The organism is Oceanobacillus piezotolerans, from assembly GCF_003665065.1.
In the GTDB taxonomy this organism is placed as follows: domain Bacteria; phylum Bacillota; class Bacilli; order Bacillales; family Amphibacillaceae; genus Oceanobacillus; species Oceanobacillus piezotolerans.
Map to the genome: position 1 here is coordinate 371300 of NZ_RCHR01000002.1, position 15294 is coordinate 386593.

The following is a 15294-nucleotide window of genomic DNA, read 5'->3' on the forward strand; positions in this document are numbered from 1 at the left end:
GAAAGGATTAATTACTAACAGTGTTTGTTGTTAGGGATTTATTATGATAAAGTAAAAGTAAGCTGATCCAAGCTAAATAAGGGAGCTGATAGCATGCATGCTAACCATTTCAAAGTTCAATTAAATAAAAAGCATCGTACATTAAAAGCAGAGGAACTTATTATTTATAACCAATCCAAAATCATAGCCGCAACGGACGTTAAAGGTAGCTATTACTATCTTGTTTTTTATAAAGACCAGTACATTAATGGGGTGAAAGCAAATAAAATTCGTCTGAACTCCTTCATTCATTTAGCCTTTAAAAATGGAATTTCCTTCTCTGGCACACACCCACTTACCAACCGAATACTTGCGACAGACCAACCCTTTAGATTCGTTAAATTTAATGCATTAATTAATACCCTACATAAATCCTATTCCATGAAAGAAGTTGTTTTTATCTTCATATTTTTTGACTCGTTTATTAAACAGGATTCAAGTAAGAAACTTCTAAAAGATACGTTTTACCACTTCCGACGAAATGGAAAGAATTATAAATCCTATCAAATCTTAAAAACATACCTCCATTTTTTCCCGAAAGATAAATTTGCTTATGACATGGTTCACAACATAGCTTTCCAACGTTATGAAACTATGTACCAACAGCTCGACCTGCTTTATGAAAAGGACCCAACCTATGTCGAAGCAGTCAGTTATGACTTTCATTTAGACCCTGCCTACGCAATCCACTTATTTCAGCTTTATCAAACACAAAATCGTAGTATGGATAAATTAGCTATTCGTTTAGCTATGCTTAAAAGAACCTATTCCAGTCAGAATCTTGCTGAGATAGAGGAGAGCATCTCCTCCTTATCTATTAAAGACCAGATTCTTATCTTTAAAGATCTTCTTCAAAAACAAAACCATCCTTTATTGCAAGAAAAACTATTTAGTCGATTACTTGAAAATGAAGATTCAAATAGCATCGCATCCTTCTTAATGGAGTATGATTTCCAGCCTACCAATGAACAGATTTCTCTCGTCTTGAAACATATTGATAACGCTGACGCGAGATTGCTTGCAGGATATTTTAATTCTTCAAGTTCTCGATTAGTGCAGCTTTCTAATCAAAGTGCACATATATTAGGGGAATTAATTAAACCTTTTGTATCTGCATTTTTACAAGAATATGAAGTAAAAGAAGTGATAGCATGGTGCAGCGAGCTGCGGACCGCTTCTCATCGTCTTCCTATCGAGCAAAAGCTTGCAAAAATGGAACAGCTCAGAGATGATCCTGATAATCAATTAACCCTTGGAGAGCTTTACCTCGACCTTCATCAACTTGAAAAATCAATTGAATGCTTCAAATGGGAGATGGAGCTTCACCCTGAAAATCCTAAACCTGTCTCTTATTTATCGAAAGTATATAAGCAGCTTGGTAAGAAGGAAGAAGCAAAAGCATATCAGCAATTATTTGTTCAGATGAACAAATAATTGCTTTTTTAATAAGAAAGCGCCCCTATTCCTATTTTCTTAAATAAACCATTGACACACTTGTCATCATCTTCGTATAATATAAGATATTAAACCTTAGTATTTTTATAGGAATTATATTGATGTATCATAGGGGCTGATTTTTTGTTTCTGGAAATAAATAACGTTAGCAAGACATTTAGTACGGAGGAAAAACAGTTTACTGTTTTTTCCGATATCCAATTAACCATAAAGGAAAACCAGTTTGTTTCCATTCTCGGCCCTTCTGGATGTGGTAAATCCACCCTCCTTTCCATGGTAGCAGGACTGGAAGCAGCAACAACTGGAAATATAACACTTCAAGGAAAAGAGATAAAAGAACCCGGCCCTGATCGCGGAATGGTCTTTCAACAGCCTGCCCTCTTTCCCTGGTTAAACGTTAGAGACAATATTACCTTTCCTTTAAAAGGAAAGATACCACAGGAAGAAGCGAATAAACGTGCCGACCATTTCTTGAAGATGGTTCAGCTTAGCAGGTTTAAAGAAAACTATATTTTTGAGCTATCAGGAGGTATGCAGCAAAGAGTCGCGATCGCTCGAGCACTTGCGATGGATCCTAAGATTCTTTTAATGGATGAACCATTTGGCGCCTTAGATGAGCAAACAAGACATATCATGCATGATGAACTAATGAAAATATGGCAGGAGACCCAAAAGACGATTTTGTTCGTAACTCATAGTATTCACGAAGCAATTAAACTATCCGATCGAATTGTTGTTATGGGTACGAGACCCGGCCGGGTGATTGCAGACATCAGCGTAGAAATCCCTAGACCTAGAAAACGAGACGATTTAAAAGCAATTGAGCTGGAGAACGATATCATGCGTTTATTGGAAGGGGAAATAAATAAAGTCTTAAAGGAAGAGTTAGCGAATGAAGTGGAACATAGTCATTAAACGAGTCTTATTCTTATTGGTTATTCTAGCAATCTGGCAGATTATCTTTTCAATGGAGGTATTCCCTGCAGTCACTTTTCCGTCTCCTGTAAAGGTATTTACTGCACTCTACGAAGGTTTTGCCAGTGGGGATTTTGTCTTTGCCTTACTAGCCAGCTTTAAACATTTGTTTAGTGGGATGTCTCTAGCCATTTTATTCGGTACCATAATTGGAGTTATTTTAGGAAAATCCAAGCAGGCGGATGAAACAGCCGGCATGTATTTAATTGCCCTGCAAAGTATTCCAAGTATTGTTTGGGTGCCTCTTGCGATCATGTTATTTGGTTTTACGGAGTTCTCGGTCGTTTTTGTTATCGTCCTAGGTGGTACCTTTGTAATGGCTATGAATGTCCGTAGTGCCATTCGCAATGTCCCACCCCAAATGGTACGGGCAGCAAGAACAATGGGAACAAAAGGTTTTGCCCTTTTTTACCGGGTAGAAGTTCCAGCGAGTATTCCTTATTTCATGTCAGGACTCAGGCTTGCATGGGCATTTAGCTGGCGTGCATTAATGGCTGGCGAATTATTAAGTAATGGACCTGGCTTAGGCTATACCTTAAGCTATGCGCAAGATTATGCACGAATGGATCAAGTGATTGGAATTATTATTATCATTGGGGTTATCGGGGCTTTGGTGGACCACTTTGTTTTCTCTAAAATGGAGAAAACAGTGATGAAACGATGGGGATTATTATAGAAATTCTATAAGCAAAATGGGGTTATTATACAATAATTTTAAAAAAGGAGCGAGGTAAATGAAGAAATTTATATTATTAATAGGATTTGTTGCAATTGGACTTGTACTTGCTGCTTGTGGTGGAGATGAAGGTGCAAGTGGAGATGGCAGTATTCCTGATGAAGTTACAATAGGTTATTTCCCAAACATTGACCATGCAGCAGGGATGGTAGCGGAAGAAAAAGCATTGTATGAGGAAGCTTTTCCAGAAGGGACAGAAGTGAAATACCAATACTTCCCTGATGGTGCTACATTTATGACAGCACTTGCTGCAGGTGAAATTGAAGGTGGAATAGTTGGACCAGGTCCTGCTATGAATCACTTTACAAGTGGTTCGGAGATTAATGTTGTTGCCGGTGGGGCATCTGGAGGAACTGTCGTAATGGTTAGCAATGAATCTGGTATTGAAAAACCTGAAGATTTAGCAGGCAAAACTTTCATTACTCCAGGTGTAGGCTGCACCCATGATGTTCAGTTTGAAACAATGATGAGTGAAATTTACGACATTACTTCTGACCGTACTGGCGGAGAAATGAAACATGTAACTGGTGAGCCGGCAACTTATCATAGTATGTTCTTATCTGGTCAAGTAGATGCAGCGGCAGTACCAGAACCATGGGCTTCCGTCATGGAAGAAGAAGGCAGTGGTAAACCATTATTTGAGGGCGATGAAGTTGCTTTTAATGATAGATTGCCAGCTTCTGTATTTGTAACTTCACAAGATTTAGTAGAGAACAATCCAGAGCTTGTCCAAAGCATTGTCGACGGCCATAAGAAAGCCATAGATTTTATTGAAGAAAACCCAGATGAAGCAAAAAACATTGTTCAAGCTAAGATCAAAGACATTACTGGTCAAGGACTATCTGACACGGTAGTGGACAATTCATGGGAACGAATTAACTTCACTTATGAAATCGATCCAAATATTTTACAGGAATTCGCTGACTCTTCCTATAACCTGGAATTCTTAAAAGAGCAGCCTAATTTAGAAGGGTTAGTTAATACAGGATTTATTGAAGAAGAATCCGTAACTGCTTCTAAATAGAATGAAAAAGTAAGGGTGGCACAAAAGTTTACCATTTTGTGCCACCCTTTTCGTTGTTTAGTACACTATTTCCGTCTCTTACCTTACATCATTATAAATTATCTTTTTTTTCTTCCCAAAGCTCTATACGTTCTTCAAAACTCACTTCTTTATGTATCTGATGCAGCATCCAATGATAACCAAACGGATCGTTGAATGTTGCATTAGACACGCCATAGTCAGGCAATTCCGTTACAGGCTGCACCTCTGTACATCCTTCACTAATTGCTTTTGTAAAAGTCTCCTTAATGTCATTAACAAGTATGTTAAACCAAATAGTCTGAGGTGCATCTGTATTAGGGGCCTTCAAACCGAATTGCGGGTTTTCATCTAACATATGAAAACGTACTCCGTACAGGGTAAAAATGACCTCATTTTGACCCGTGGGAAAATCTGTAACCTCCACTCGTTCAATATCAAATACCTTTTCATATAATTCTAGAGCTTTCAAGCTATCGGTAACAACCATATCAATTTCTACTCCAACCATTGAACATTCACTCCTTTTTCAAGATTTATAGGTAACTTACATTATTTATAACACAGATTACCCTCTACAATCCAATCAGCGTAGAGATAATCCAGCTTGACCCGTAGAATATCATGAACTGAACACCTACACCAACTCCGAGAAAGCGATTCAGCATACCACCAACCATCGCCATCGCGAATGTAACCGTAATTCCTACAAGGCCACCTTCATAAAATGCAAGTAAACAGACAATCCCGATAAACATGCCGATAATCGCTTCTTGGTTAATCCGCTTCAATACAAATACAGTGGCTTTACGAGCGTAATTCATGGAAAATGGATACGCGATGACGGACGCAATTACTAATCCAATCAGTCCGTAAATTAGGAAGTCAAGCGGTTCCATCATCGTATGTAAATTATGGAGCGGCTCCGTAGTAAAAACAGGTGGTGCATTAAATAAGGCTTGCGCAGGTCCAATTGCAACAGGACTTAGTGGGATACCAAATGCTACTAAAGGGATGATGGTTTCTGCAACATAAGTAGACTCTGTCACCCCATTCATCGTTGCTAAGCTGGTAGTAGATTTCTTATATTGTCCTTTAATACGTGATCCAATGAGTTCACCCATTAATGATGTCATCCCTACTGGACTAAGTGCAAATGTTAACGAGGATAGAAAAGAAGTACCTCCAACAGCCGAAGCTTGCTTTTTCGTTAACACCTTAAAGGGATTTGGAAAATATCCACTCCACGATTTCTGCTCAGGAGCAAGCTTGTATTCATTCGGTTTCGTTCTTTCAATCAAAGGACGAGCACTTCTTGATGTTGCGATAAGCAGATCCGTTAATAGCGGACCAATCGCAATTCCCAGAAAGAAGCTAATTGAAAGACCGCTTCCTAAAATCGTTGAACTTACCAAATTTAGTCCTTGAATAACTAATGCTAGAGGCACGATAAGTAAAATACTCACCCAGCGGCCTTTCGAAAAGTAACCAATTAATATGGCAGCACATGTAAAGATAATTCCTGCATTTTCCTGAAAAAAGGTTCCAAATTGACTTAAGAACACCGCAAATAAAAGGGCGACAGGAAGTGCAATAAACGCACCAATAATTCCACCTGAAATCATTTTTCTAAGAGCAATATGCGGCAACCCAATTCTGCGCATAAAATTTGCATGCTCTAGCATCGGAGCAGCTAATGTATCTCCAGGCACTCCCATTAGTGCTGTAGGAATAGCATGGGTTAGATGCTTGGCCAATATAGCCGACATAAAAAAGGCAAAAACCGCTTCTGGTGGTGCTCCAAGTAAAACGACAATCAACGTCGACGGTACTAAAATGGCTGTTTCATCTGAACCAGAAATCAGACCGATTAATGTAAATATAATTCCTGCTAGTACTGCTAAGAGAATAGCGATTACGAAAACGCTCATTTCCGCTTATCCCCCTCATTTTTAATAAACATGTCATATATCCCCTGTTCTTTCATTTCTTTCCTAATGACTGGATCTTCTAAGATAGACTCTCTTTCCTCTTCTATATCAAATTGAAGCTTTTTATAGACCTCTCCTATTTCATCACTTGTACTTGGAACTTCATTCAATGTTCGTTTTGGCTTAAAGAGAAACGTATTAAGAAGTAAAGCCAAGAGACTCCCTGCAATTCCAAGTAATAGGGAATAAGATTGCACCATCTCTTCTGGAGCGATATGAGGAAAGATATTCTTCCCAATAAAAAAACCAGCTAAGCTTAATGCAATACTTATCATAATAGTACTTATTAAATGCTTCCCAGAAACAGTATCTCCAATTACTTCGACAAATTTTTCCGTTTCTTCAGCCTTCATGCTACCTTTCGTCATTTTTATTTACCTCCTTACACACATATTTTCTTGAACATTCCCATCCGATATTTTTTCTTGCTATTATCCTGTGAAAAAACCCACTTTTTATTATTTACGGAATTAGTTTTAAACGCAACTATATTGTATTAATTCAACTAATTTTCACTGCATTAAACTTTGTTGAATGGTTTAAGGCATTTTAATGCATTCGTTTTACATAATAATAGACGAGCTTATTCTTGTATGTGTTATGATAAGAGAAAGGAAGGTGAGTAGGTTGCCAGTATTTGATGAAAAAGAATTTGAACAATCATATGATGAGGAAAGCCAAAAAGTAAATGCTCAAGAAGATGCTAAGATTCTATTTGCCATGATTGGACATGTCAACAGCGGAAAATCCTCCACCATTAACCAGCTTATTGGGGATGAGGTCGCACATGTTGGTGCGAAGCCTGGTGAAACAATTGGGATTGACTTCTATCAGTATACCGATGCCATTACCTTTGTCGACACGCCTGGTTTAGATGACATAATAAGCGAGAATTCAAAAGCAACGATGAAGTTTTATAAAGATGCTGATGTCATTCTTTTCTTCTTAAATGCTGCAGGAACCGTATTCTCTGAAGGAGAGAAAAGAACCTTTGAATTGATTCGGAAAGAAAATAAAAACATCCTGTTTGTCCTTAATAAAATTGATGCTGCTGAGGATATTCCTAACTTAATAAATTACGTAAAAGAGCATAGCGGCAAAGAATTTAAAGTCATCCCTATTTCATCGAAAACTGGTGAAAATATAGATAGACTTCGAAACGAGATTCTGGATATTCTAGAAAAAAAGCATAAAGACATTAAGTTCGCAAAAACGATTCAGGCTAAATCCCCAATCGCAAAAAAATGGATATTAGGTGCAACTACATCTGCAACTGCTATTGGAGCGGCACCCATACCAGGATCTGATTTCATTCCATTAACTGGAATTCAAGTGGGATTAATGATTAAGCTCGCTGCCTTATATGATAAGCCATTATCCAAGAAAAAAGCCAAGGAATTAATCATCGCGACAATCACAGGTAATATTGGAAAAACCGTTTTTCGTCAGATCGTCAAATTTGTTCCAGGTGCCGGGTCGGTTGCAGGCGGAAGTGTTGCAGGTGGGATGACATTAGCTCTCGGGTATGCAGTGAAATATGCTTATGAGAAAGATATTGAACTTAATGTCCATTCTTTAAGGAATCTATATGAGATGTTTCAACAGAGGAATGCAAAAAAACAGCAGAAAGAAAAGTAAAAACAGGCTTTCCCTTAAGGAAGGCCTGTTTTAGTATACAGAAATGTACTTTTTAATTGCGCTCTTTTATCCCAATCACTTGAATCCGCTTATAATCTGCAATCCAATTTCCAGCTTCAAACATAGATGGTTTTAACTGTTCTTCTACCTTTTCAATAATTTCTTGCTTTGCTCCCCCTTCTATTTCTTCCAGCAAACTTGTCGCGAACATATATATCCAATTTCGTAACCCATCTTCACCGCTAAGTACGGTTGGACGGTCGTAATGGGAAGCATACGTTACTCGGAAACCGGTTTCCTCCATAAGCGAGGTGTATTCAGCAATGCTTGGGTAATACCAAGGATAATACGTTTCCTTATAGGTATATCCTGCCTTTACTCGCTGTTCGATAATGGCATCTGTAATGCTTTTAACATTTCCCTTTCCACCAAATTCCGCAACAAATCTGCCATTCTCTTTTAAACATTGGTAAACTACTGCTAGTACTTTTTCAGGAGGTTTGACCCAATGGAGCGTCGCATTAGAAAAAACAGCATTATAAGAATGGACAGCCTCTAATTCGGTTGCGTCTTTAACGAAAAAAGTTAGATGCGGAAATTTCTGTTTTGCTTGGTTAACCATATTTTCTGATTTATCAATGCCCACTATTTCTGCACCGAACTCTGCTAATTTTGCGGTTAGGTCTCCTGTTCCACATCCCAGATCTAATATGTCTTCTCCTGTTTTTGGGACTAATAAATGAATCAAGTTCATGCCATACTTTGCAACAAAATCATGCTTGTCGTCATACATCTCTGCATTCCATTGATCAACGATTTCTTCTCTCATGTACTCCCCACCTCTTATTTTCCCTTCTCATACTCTTCCTTAAGGATGGAATAGACCTTTAAATTCCGGTGCTTTCCTTTTACCTTCATTGCTTGGCGAAAAGTACCTTCATACGCCATTCCAATCTTCTCCATGACCCTTGCAGATGCGGTATTTTCTTCAAAACATTTTGCTTGAATGCGGACTAATTCCATTTTCTCGAAACCAAACCTGATTAATTCAAGTGCCGCCTCGGTTATCAGTCCATTTCCCCACTGATCCCGTGCCAGTACATAGCCAATCTCAGCTGTTTGATGCTTGGGATTCCATTGTACGAAATCAATAGTACCAATAAGGTGATTTGTCCCTTTCCGTTCCATTCCCCAGGGAGCAATTTCTCCTTTTTCATACTGAGTTAAAGCATAATCCATAAATTCTTTAGTATCTTTCAAGGACTGATGCCTGTCCCATAATACATACTTTGCTACTTCCTCGTCGGAGCAATATAAAAACATTGTTTCTAAATCTTGTTGAGTTAGTTTTCTAAGTGTTAATCGTTTTGTTTCGATTACTGGCAATTCCTTGTAGATATCATTAACCTCCATACTATCCCCCCAAAAATATTTAAAGTTATTATATCTTATACTTTTAGAAATGGTATATTTTTCAGGAAATTATTTTAAATTAACACATTCCACAACTTGTGACTAAGAGCATTTATGACTAGATTGAATGAGTTTTACACTGGAAGAAAAAAGGAGAACGCTTCACAACCGTGAAACACTCTCCTTATTTTCATTCAGGATGATTCTTTCTCTTTCTTCTAACAAATAGATAAGTGAAAAGCACCAAAACACCGACTAACAAAAACAATAAAATATTTCCAACTACAAACACGAAGATAGCGGATGCTGCGGTTATAAGGAAATGAATGCTCTTCATGAATTGGTCCTTCGTCTTCTCCCAAGTATTTAACTCCCCTTCGCTTGGCAGACTGGTATTATTCTCTTGCAAGAATATCGTCACCGTTGCTAAGTCTGACTTGTTTTCCAAGTAGTTCATCCGACCAACAATTTGCTCAATTTCCTCTTGCACAGTAGCTAAGTCATTGGAAATCGCTAGTAAATCCTCTGTCTTCTCTGCTTGCTCCATAAATCCAAGTAATCGTTTCTCCACAACTTGCTTCGATGATAACCTTGATTCTAAGTCCACATACTCTTCTGTAACATCCTGGCCAGACACTGAACTATCGATCACCTTGCTGCTACCATCCTCTACAAGCTGGATAAACGATCGAAAATCCGTTTGTGGAATCCTGGCTGTAATTTGTCCGCTTGGCGGGTTGCCTTCAGTCGCTCCAAATGTGGAAGACTCCACAACATAGCCATCAAATTCGGCCACCTGATTTTGGATGTTTGTATACGAGCTCTCAAAGTTCTTTACCTCTACATTTAAATGCGCGTTGTAAATAATTTTTCTCTCCGTATTTGTCTCTACTTGCTGCACCTGCTCCTCATTATCCTGTGCTGGAGCAGATTCTTCTGCTTCAGAGAATTCCTCTGAAGGGGTTTCTGGTTCCGCTATTTCCATCTCTTCTGATGAATTCTCCATATCATAATTAGCTTCCATGGAACTTTCTTCCCCTGTATTGCTGCAAGCCGAAACAATGACACTCAAAATTAGTAACCATAACATGATTTTCCTCTTTTTCATTTTGACCCCCTGACTGTTCAATCTAATGGAACATGTTTATGTACTTATAGACGAAAAATACTGAAAAATGTTACATAGTCTAAGATACTATTTCGCATATTTCTTTTTTAAATAGGGAGAATAACCATGAACACTTCACACAAAAGATTGGAGCTAAAAAGATGAAAAGATATATCATCCTTTTTGTAATAAGTATTGCAATTTCCTTATCAGCTTGTGGTGCACCAAATACACCTGAGGTAAATCAAGACTCACCAACCACTTCTAGTTTAAGAACAAATGCACCAAGTACGTATTATCCACAAACTCAGAGTCCAGACCATCAAGGAGAAGGCTTTGGCAACAATTTCAGACCGATTAGCATGGAAACAGAACAAGCGCCAAATCAAGAATTACGCAACAACTTTCCTAATACGTATAACTATCAGCAAAACCAGCCGGAAATTGATCAAGAAAATGAGAATACAAATGGGTTAAAAGAAATGGAGTATCAAGTGGTAGAATTAACCAACGAAGAAAGACAACAAGCAGGTTTAAATCTGCTTGAGATAGACTACACGCTATCCTCTGTTGCCAGAGAAAAATCAAGGGATATGCATGCGAATCGCTATTTTTCCCATGAAAGTCCAACATATGGCAGTCCATTTGATATGATGGCTGGTTTTGGTGTGACCTATCGTTCTGCAGGAGAAAATATCGCTATGGGACAAAGATCAGCCGAACAGGTAGTAGATGATTGGATGAATAGTGAAGGCCACCGAGCAAATATCATGAATGGTGGCTATACACACATTGGTGTTGGTTATATTGAGGATGGGAACTACTGGACGCAAATGTTTATTAGGAAATAGAATTTTAAATTCTAATGTGCTTTATGTAAACTTTAGTGCTATTTATAAAGGAGAGCGATAGGCCTTGGTCATCGCTCTCCTTTATCTTATAAATTACGCTTTGTTATTTTATTGCCATCATAGGAATAAACTGCTCGACGCTCTTCAACTACTGTTTCCATATGCACAGTTCTTCCCCATAATTGATGAATATATGGCAAAACATGCTCTAAATAATGCAGATCAAGCTCAATTCCTTCATATCCGTGTGATAAATACAGTTCTCCATTTCGGAGATAATCACCGTTCTCCACCGTAATAAATGGAAAACCGCCATTCACCCGCATGGAAACCAACTGATCACGGACTTGTTCATAATCCTTTTCTGTAATTCGGTAATCGCGGCCTTTTTTTTCAAACAAGTACATATCCTCTCGTTGTACCATTTCTTTTGTTAAATAATTGCGGATAAATGAAATATCCGATTCTATTTCCCTTACTTCAAAAATCTTCTCCCTGCCTTTACCAGGTTCGATCCCAAGCTTTTTCATTTCTTCCGTTGGGTTATTGTAGCGCTCCTCGATATCTTCAAAAATTTTAATTCCCAAGTAATATGGATTGATGGAAGTTCTGGAGGGCTGTACCACACCCGCATTTAGCTTAGAATATTCAATGGTTTCATCTGTTGTTAGATCAAGCTCTCGCATGATTTGCTGATGCCAGTAGGATGCCCAGCCTTCGTTCATGATTTTCGTCTCTAGCTGTGGCCAAAAATACAGCATCTCTTCCCGCATCATCGTTAAAATATCACGCTGCCAGTCCTCTAGTTCCCTGCTGAATTCTTCAATAAACAACAGGAGGTCCTTTTCCGGATTGGGAGGAAACTTTCTGTCCTTTTTCCGCTTACGAATTTTCTTCGGTTTTGGCTTTTCCCCAATACTCCATAAATCATCATACTCTGATTTTGGCGCAATCAGCTCTTCTTCTTCATCGTCATCCATATCATAGGAGAGCTTTGATTTAATAATCGAAGGATCAATGTGCTCCTGGATGGATAAAACAGCATCTAAGAATTTCTCAACCTCATCCTTGCCATAAATCAATTCATATTGGGCAATTCTCTCTGCGGTTGCTGTCATGCTCTCCACCATGTCGCGTCTTGTGTTAGAGAAGCGAACATTATTCTTGAAGAAATCACAGTGGGCTAAGACGTGGGCAATAATAAGTTTGTTCTGGATTAAACTATTCGTATTCAGCAAAAACGCATAGCATGGATCGGAATTAATAACCAATTCATATATTTGGCTTAAACCAAGGTCATACTGCAGCTTCATACGGTGAAATTGCTTTCCAAAGCTCCAATGTGAAAAACGCGTCGGCATTCCATAGGCACCAAACGTATAAATAATATCTGCAGGACAAATTTCATATCGCATCGAATAAAAGTCTAAGCCAAAATCTTCCGCGATTTCGGTTATTTCGGCAATAGCATAACGAAGCTCCTTTGTCATTGACAACGAATATCCCCTCCAATAGAGCTTTTTCTCTTATTCACAAACAAAATCCTTTTTATAGTGTATGAAGCAAATGACAAAATAATGAACTTAACCAGCAAGTAAAATCATGCATGATTTCTTAGAAACAAGGACATTTTAACAAGTAGGAGGGATGAGTATGGAGCCAGTTTTTTTATCAATAGAAGAATTTAACGAGTTAATGAAACAATGGAACGGAAGAAAAATAAAAATTACCAAACATGAGCTGGATGATTTTGATGAAACTTTAATGAATTTATCAGCTATTTCATATTCGAAAGAAGCAACCCGTTCAGATGATTATGTGTCATTGTATTCAATGCAGTTAAATGGTAGTGGTGTTATAGAAACAACCTTAAATGAATATCAGCCACTCCCATCGCAATTATATGAAATTCCATTAGAGGACAGCGCTTTATATGAATTTGATGGATCTCGCTTTATTGTCAGCACCTCACGTGGGGTGTATACGATAGAATTATTAGTTTAATTTTTTTCAGGAAATAAGAAAGCATGAATTTCCCTACTGCAAAAGTGTAACGACGGCATTTCCCTAAAAGCTAATACACTTAAGAAATCAGTATTGCTGCTGATTTCTTTTCCATTTTCTTTGCTGAAAGTGCTGCTAGTTTGGTGTAACTTTTGATCGGAAGTGGTGTTTTACTTCTCGAGGGCGATGTTCATTCTCCCGAGGGCGATGTTTCTCCTCTCGAGGGTGATGTTCTGCTTCTCGAAGGCGATGCTTACCTACTCGAGGGCGACGTTTCTCCTCTCAAGGGTGATATTCTGCTTCTCGAAGGCGATGCTTACCTACTCGAGGGCTATGTTTCTCCTCTCAAGGGTGATGTTCTGCTTCTCGAAGGCGATGCTTACCCACTCGAGGGCTATGTTTCTCCTCTCAAGGGTGATGTTCTGCTTCTCGAAGGCGATGCTTACCTACTCGAGGGCGATTTTTCTCCTCTCAAGTGTGATGTTCTGCTTCTCGAAGGCGATGCTTACCCACTCGAGGGCTATGTTTCTCCTCTCAAGGGTGATGTTCTGCTTCTCGAAGGCGATGCTTACCCACTCGAGGGCGATTTTTCTTCTCTCGAGAGCGATGTTTCTCCTCTCGAGGGCGATGTTCTGCTTCTCAAAGGCGATGTTTACCCACTCAAGGTCGATTTTACCCCTCTCGAAGACGATAACTGCTTGTTCAAAAGCGATGCTCACACTAAAGTATCTCAATCCCTACTCCATCTAACAATACAAAAACCCCCCATTCGGGAGGCTAGACAGCTGCTTCTTCTTTTATAAAGAAGGTTTTCATTGCGTTATAAACATCGCGTTTTTCTTTCAATATATAATAACGGAATTTCGGATCGTCAATATTTCGGTAGGCATTCATTAATGTAGAATAACGATTATAACCATTTACTTCGCCATAGCCAAACATTGCCGATACATCCATTATCTCTTTTACTAATTCAATACATTTCGCGTTATCGGACGTAATATTCTCTCCATCTGAAAAATGGAATGGATAGATATTATAACGTGTCGGACTATATTTCCCTTGGATCAATTCCAATGCTTTCATATAAGCCGATGAACAAATCGTCCCTCCGCTTTCCCCTTTATTAAAAAAGTCATCCTCTGAAACTACCTTTGCTTCTGTATGATGAGCAATGAATTCGATTGAAACGGATTCATATTTTGTCCGTAAAAAGCGTGTCATCCAGAAAAAGAAGCTTCTTGCCATATACTTCTCAAAAGTTCCCATAGAGGCACTTGTATCCATCATCGCAAGAACAACGGCTTTTGATTCTGGCTTTATAACTTCATTCCATGTTTTAAAACGTAAATCATCATTCCTTATCGGGGCTATGGAACTTTTTCCTTCCCTCGCATTTCGTTTTAAAGCCGTTAATATCGTTCGCTTTTTATCAATATTACCCATTAACCCTTTTTTACGTACATCATTGAATTCAATCTTTTCAACCGTAATTTCATCTTGTTCTTTTCTTTGAAGATTTGGTAATTCCAGGTCTTTAAATAAAGCTTCCTCTACCTCTTCAATCGACACTTCCGCTTCATAATAGTCAGATCCTGGCTGGTTTCCAGCTTGCTTTCCTTGCCCCTGCCCTTTCTCACCTGATGATGGTTCACGTGCGATAACATCCCCTACCTGACTATCCCCATCTCCCTGGCCAACATGTTTATTTTTATTATAGCTGTAGCGAATTTTGTACTCATCTAAAGAGCGAATCGGGATCTTCACTACTTCCCGGCCGTTTGAAAGAATAATATTTTCTTCTGTTATCAAATCGGGCAAATTATTTTTTATGGCATCCTTTACTTTTTCAATATGCCGTTGTTGATCCTGATAGCCTTTTCGATGGAGAGACCAGTCTTCCTGAGAAACAACAAAGTTCGTTTTCTGCTTTTCCGACAAATCGAACCTCTCCTTTATAAATTTGAATTTTCTGTTATTTATCTATAAGTAGACAATTTAAAGTGTTTATCGTGCTTTTATTTATATTATGCAAGACGAGT

General features: G+C 38.5%; 16 protein-coding genes. 8 read left to right on the top strand and 8 right to left on the bottom strand.

All coding sequences use genetic code 11. The features are described 5' to 3' along the window. Window positions 1–93: 93 nt before the first annotated feature. The 4 genes from D8M04_RS06160 to D8M04_RS06175 all read left to right on the top strand — a co-directional run bounded on the left by D8M04_RS06160 (window position 94) and on the right by D8M04_RS06175 (window position 4229). On the top strand, window positions 94–1473 hold the full coding sequence (locus D8M04_RS06160) for a tetratricopeptide repeat protein (RefSeq protein ID WP_121522034.1): 1380 nt from the start codon (window positions 94–96) through the stop codon (window positions 1471–1473). Window positions 1474–1617: 144 nt separating this feature from the next. After that, entirely contained in the window at window positions 1618–2409 is a 792-nt protein-coding gene (locus tag D8M04_RS06165) for an ABC transporter ATP-binding protein (RefSeq protein ID WP_121522035.1), read from the top strand. Next, a complete protein-coding gene (locus tag D8M04_RS06170) occupies window positions 2387–3145 on the top strand; it encodes an ABC transporter permease (protein WP_121522036.1) in 759 nt (252 codons plus the stop codon). Before D8M04_RS06165 ends, D8M04_RS06170 begins: the two co-directional genes overlap by 23 nt. 58 nt (window positions 3146–3203) lie before the next feature. Beyond that, window positions 3204–4229 (top strand): ABC transporter substrate-binding protein, encoded by a 1026-nt coding sequence (locus tag D8M04_RS06175; RefSeq protein ID WP_121522037.1) that lies wholly within the window; start codon window positions 3204–3206, stop codon window positions 4227–4229. Between the two features lie 91 nt (window positions 4230–4320). Here D8M04_RS06175 and D8M04_RS06180 read toward each other — a convergent pair whose 3' ends face one another. From D8M04_RS06180 to D8M04_RS06190, 3 genes are all read right to left on the bottom strand, one after another. Next, the gene (locus tag D8M04_RS06180) at window positions 4321–4758 is read right to left on the bottom strand and encodes a VOC family protein (protein WP_121522038.1); all 438 of its coding nucleotides are present in this window, start codon (window positions 4756–4758) and stop codon (window positions 4321–4323) included. A gap of 64 nt (window positions 4759–4822) precedes the next feature. Beyond that, window positions 4823–6178 (bottom strand): tripartite tricarboxylate transporter permease, encoded by a 1356-nt coding sequence (locus D8M04_RS06185; RefSeq protein ID WP_121522039.1) that lies wholly within the window; start codon window positions 6176–6178, stop codon window positions 4823–4825. Continuing rightward, a complete protein-coding gene (locus D8M04_RS06190; protein WP_246001136.1) occupies window positions 6175–6606 on the bottom strand; it encodes a hypothetical protein in 432 nt (143 codons plus the stop codon). Before D8M04_RS06190 ends, D8M04_RS06185 begins: the two co-directional genes overlap by 4 nt. A 259-nt stretch (window positions 6607–6865) precedes the next feature. On the opposite strand from D8M04_RS06190, the gene D8M04_RS06195 reads away from it, so the two are divergent. Beyond that, a complete protein-coding gene (locus D8M04_RS06195) occupies window positions 6866–7876 on the top strand; it encodes a GTPase (RefSeq protein WP_121522040.1) in 1011 nt (336 codons plus the stop codon). A gap of 52 nt (window positions 7877–7928) precedes the next feature. Here the strand turns inward: D8M04_RS06195 and D8M04_RS06200 are convergent, their stop codons facing one another. The 3 genes from D8M04_RS06200 to D8M04_RS06210 form a co-directional block, all read right to left on the bottom strand. After that, complete coding sequence (locus D8M04_RS06200) at window positions 7929–8705, bottom strand: class I SAM-dependent methyltransferase (RefSeq protein ID WP_121522041.1); 777 nt, start codon at window positions 8703–8705, stop codon at window positions 7929–7931. 14 nt (window positions 8706–8719) lie between these two features. Beyond that, window positions 8720–9289 (bottom strand): GNAT family N-acetyltransferase, encoded by a 570-nt coding sequence (locus D8M04_RS06205; protein ID WP_121522042.1) that lies wholly within the window; start codon window positions 9287–9289, stop codon window positions 8720–8722. 190 nt (window positions 9290–9479) lie between these two features. Beyond that, window positions 9480–10397: a DUF4349 domain-containing protein gene (locus D8M04_RS06210; protein WP_121522043.1), complete on the bottom strand. Its 918-nt coding sequence runs from the start codon at window positions 10395–10397 to the stop codon at window positions 9480–9482. A gap of 161 nt (window positions 10398–10558) precedes the next feature. Here D8M04_RS06210 and D8M04_RS06215 point away from each other — a divergent pair, with 161 nt between their 5' ends. After that, window positions 10559–11248 (top strand): CAP domain-containing protein, encoded by a 690-nt coding sequence (locus D8M04_RS06215; RefSeq protein WP_121522044.1) that lies wholly within the window; start codon window positions 10559–10561, stop codon window positions 11246–11248. 86 nt (window positions 11249–11334) lie between these two features. On the opposite strand, the gene D8M04_RS06220 is transcribed toward D8M04_RS06215, so the two are convergent. Further along, window positions 11335–12738, bottom strand: coding sequence for a SpoVR family protein (locus tag D8M04_RS06220; protein WP_121522384.1), 1404 nt, complete (start codon window positions 12736–12738; stop codon window positions 11335–11337). Between the two features lie 163 nt (window positions 12739–12901). Here D8M04_RS06220 and ymzB point away from each other — a divergent pair, with 163 nt between their 5' ends. Continuing rightward, window positions 12902–13252: a protein YmzB gene (gene ymzB / locus D8M04_RS06225; RefSeq protein ID WP_121522045.1), complete on the top strand. Its 351-nt coding sequence runs from the start codon at window positions 12902–12904 to the stop codon at window positions 13250–13252. Window positions 13253–13404: 152 nt separating this feature from the next. Further along, window positions 13405–14055 carry a hypothetical protein gene (locus D8M04_RS06230; RefSeq protein ID WP_121522046.1) on the top strand — a complete coding sequence of 217 codons (651 nt, stop codon included), beginning with the start codon at window positions 13405–13407 and terminating at the stop codon, window positions 14053–14055. Here the strand turns inward: D8M04_RS06230 and yhbH are convergent. Next, a complete protein-coding gene (gene yhbH / locus D8M04_RS06235; RefSeq protein WP_121522047.1) occupies window positions 14030–15193 on the bottom strand; it encodes a sporulation protein YhbH in 1164 nt (387 codons plus the stop codon). The genes D8M04_RS06230 and yhbH overlap by 26 nt on opposite strands. Window positions 15194–15294: the final 101 nt, after the last annotated feature.

Excerpts from the sequence above, each read along its gene's own strand:
- D8M04_RS06160 (WP_121522034.1), top strand. The coding sequence starts at position 94 with ATGCATGCTAACCATTTCAAAGTTCAATTAAATAAAAAGCATCGTACA.
- D8M04_RS06170 (WP_121522036.1), top strand. The coding sequence starts at position 2,387 with ATGAAGTGGAACATAGTCATTAAACGAGTCTTATTCTTATTGGTTATT.
- D8M04_RS06175 (WP_121522037.1), top strand. The coding sequence starts at position 3,204 with ATGAAGAAATTTATATTATTAATAGGATTTGTTGCAATTGGACTTGTA.
- D8M04_RS06180 (WP_121522038.1), bottom strand. The coding sequence starts at position 4,758 with ATGGTTGGAGTAGAAATTGATATGGTTGTTACCGATAGCTTGAAAGCT.
- D8M04_RS06185 (WP_121522039.1), bottom strand. The coding sequence starts at position 6,178 with ATGAGCGTTTTCGTAATCGCTATTCTCTTAGCAGTACTAGCAGGAATT.
- D8M04_RS06190 (WP_246001136.1), bottom strand. The coding sequence starts at position 6,606 with ATGACGAAAGGTAGCATGAAGGCTGAAGAAACGGAAAAATTTGTCGAA.
- D8M04_RS06200 (WP_121522041.1), bottom strand. The coding sequence starts at position 8,705 with ATGAGAGAAGAAATCGTTGATCAATGGAATGCAGAGATGTATGACGAC.
- D8M04_RS06205 (WP_121522042.1), bottom strand. The coding sequence starts at position 9,289 with ATGGAGGTTAATGATATCTACAAGGAATTGCCAGTAATCGAAACAAAA.
- D8M04_RS06210 (WP_121522043.1), bottom strand. The coding sequence starts at position 10,397 with ATGAAAAAGAGGAAAATCATGTTATGGTTACTAATTTTGAGTGTCATT.
- D8M04_RS06215 (WP_121522044.1), top strand. The coding sequence starts at position 10,559 with ATGAAAAGATATATCATCCTTTTTGTAATAAGTATTGCAATTTCCTTA.
- D8M04_RS06220 (WP_121522384.1), bottom strand. The coding sequence starts at position 12,738 with ATGACAAAGGAGCTTCGTTATGCTATTGCCGAAATAACCGAAATCGCG.
- ymzB (WP_121522045.1), top strand. The coding sequence starts at position 12,902 with ATGGAGCCAGTTTTTTTATCAATAGAAGAATTTAACGAGTTAATGAAA.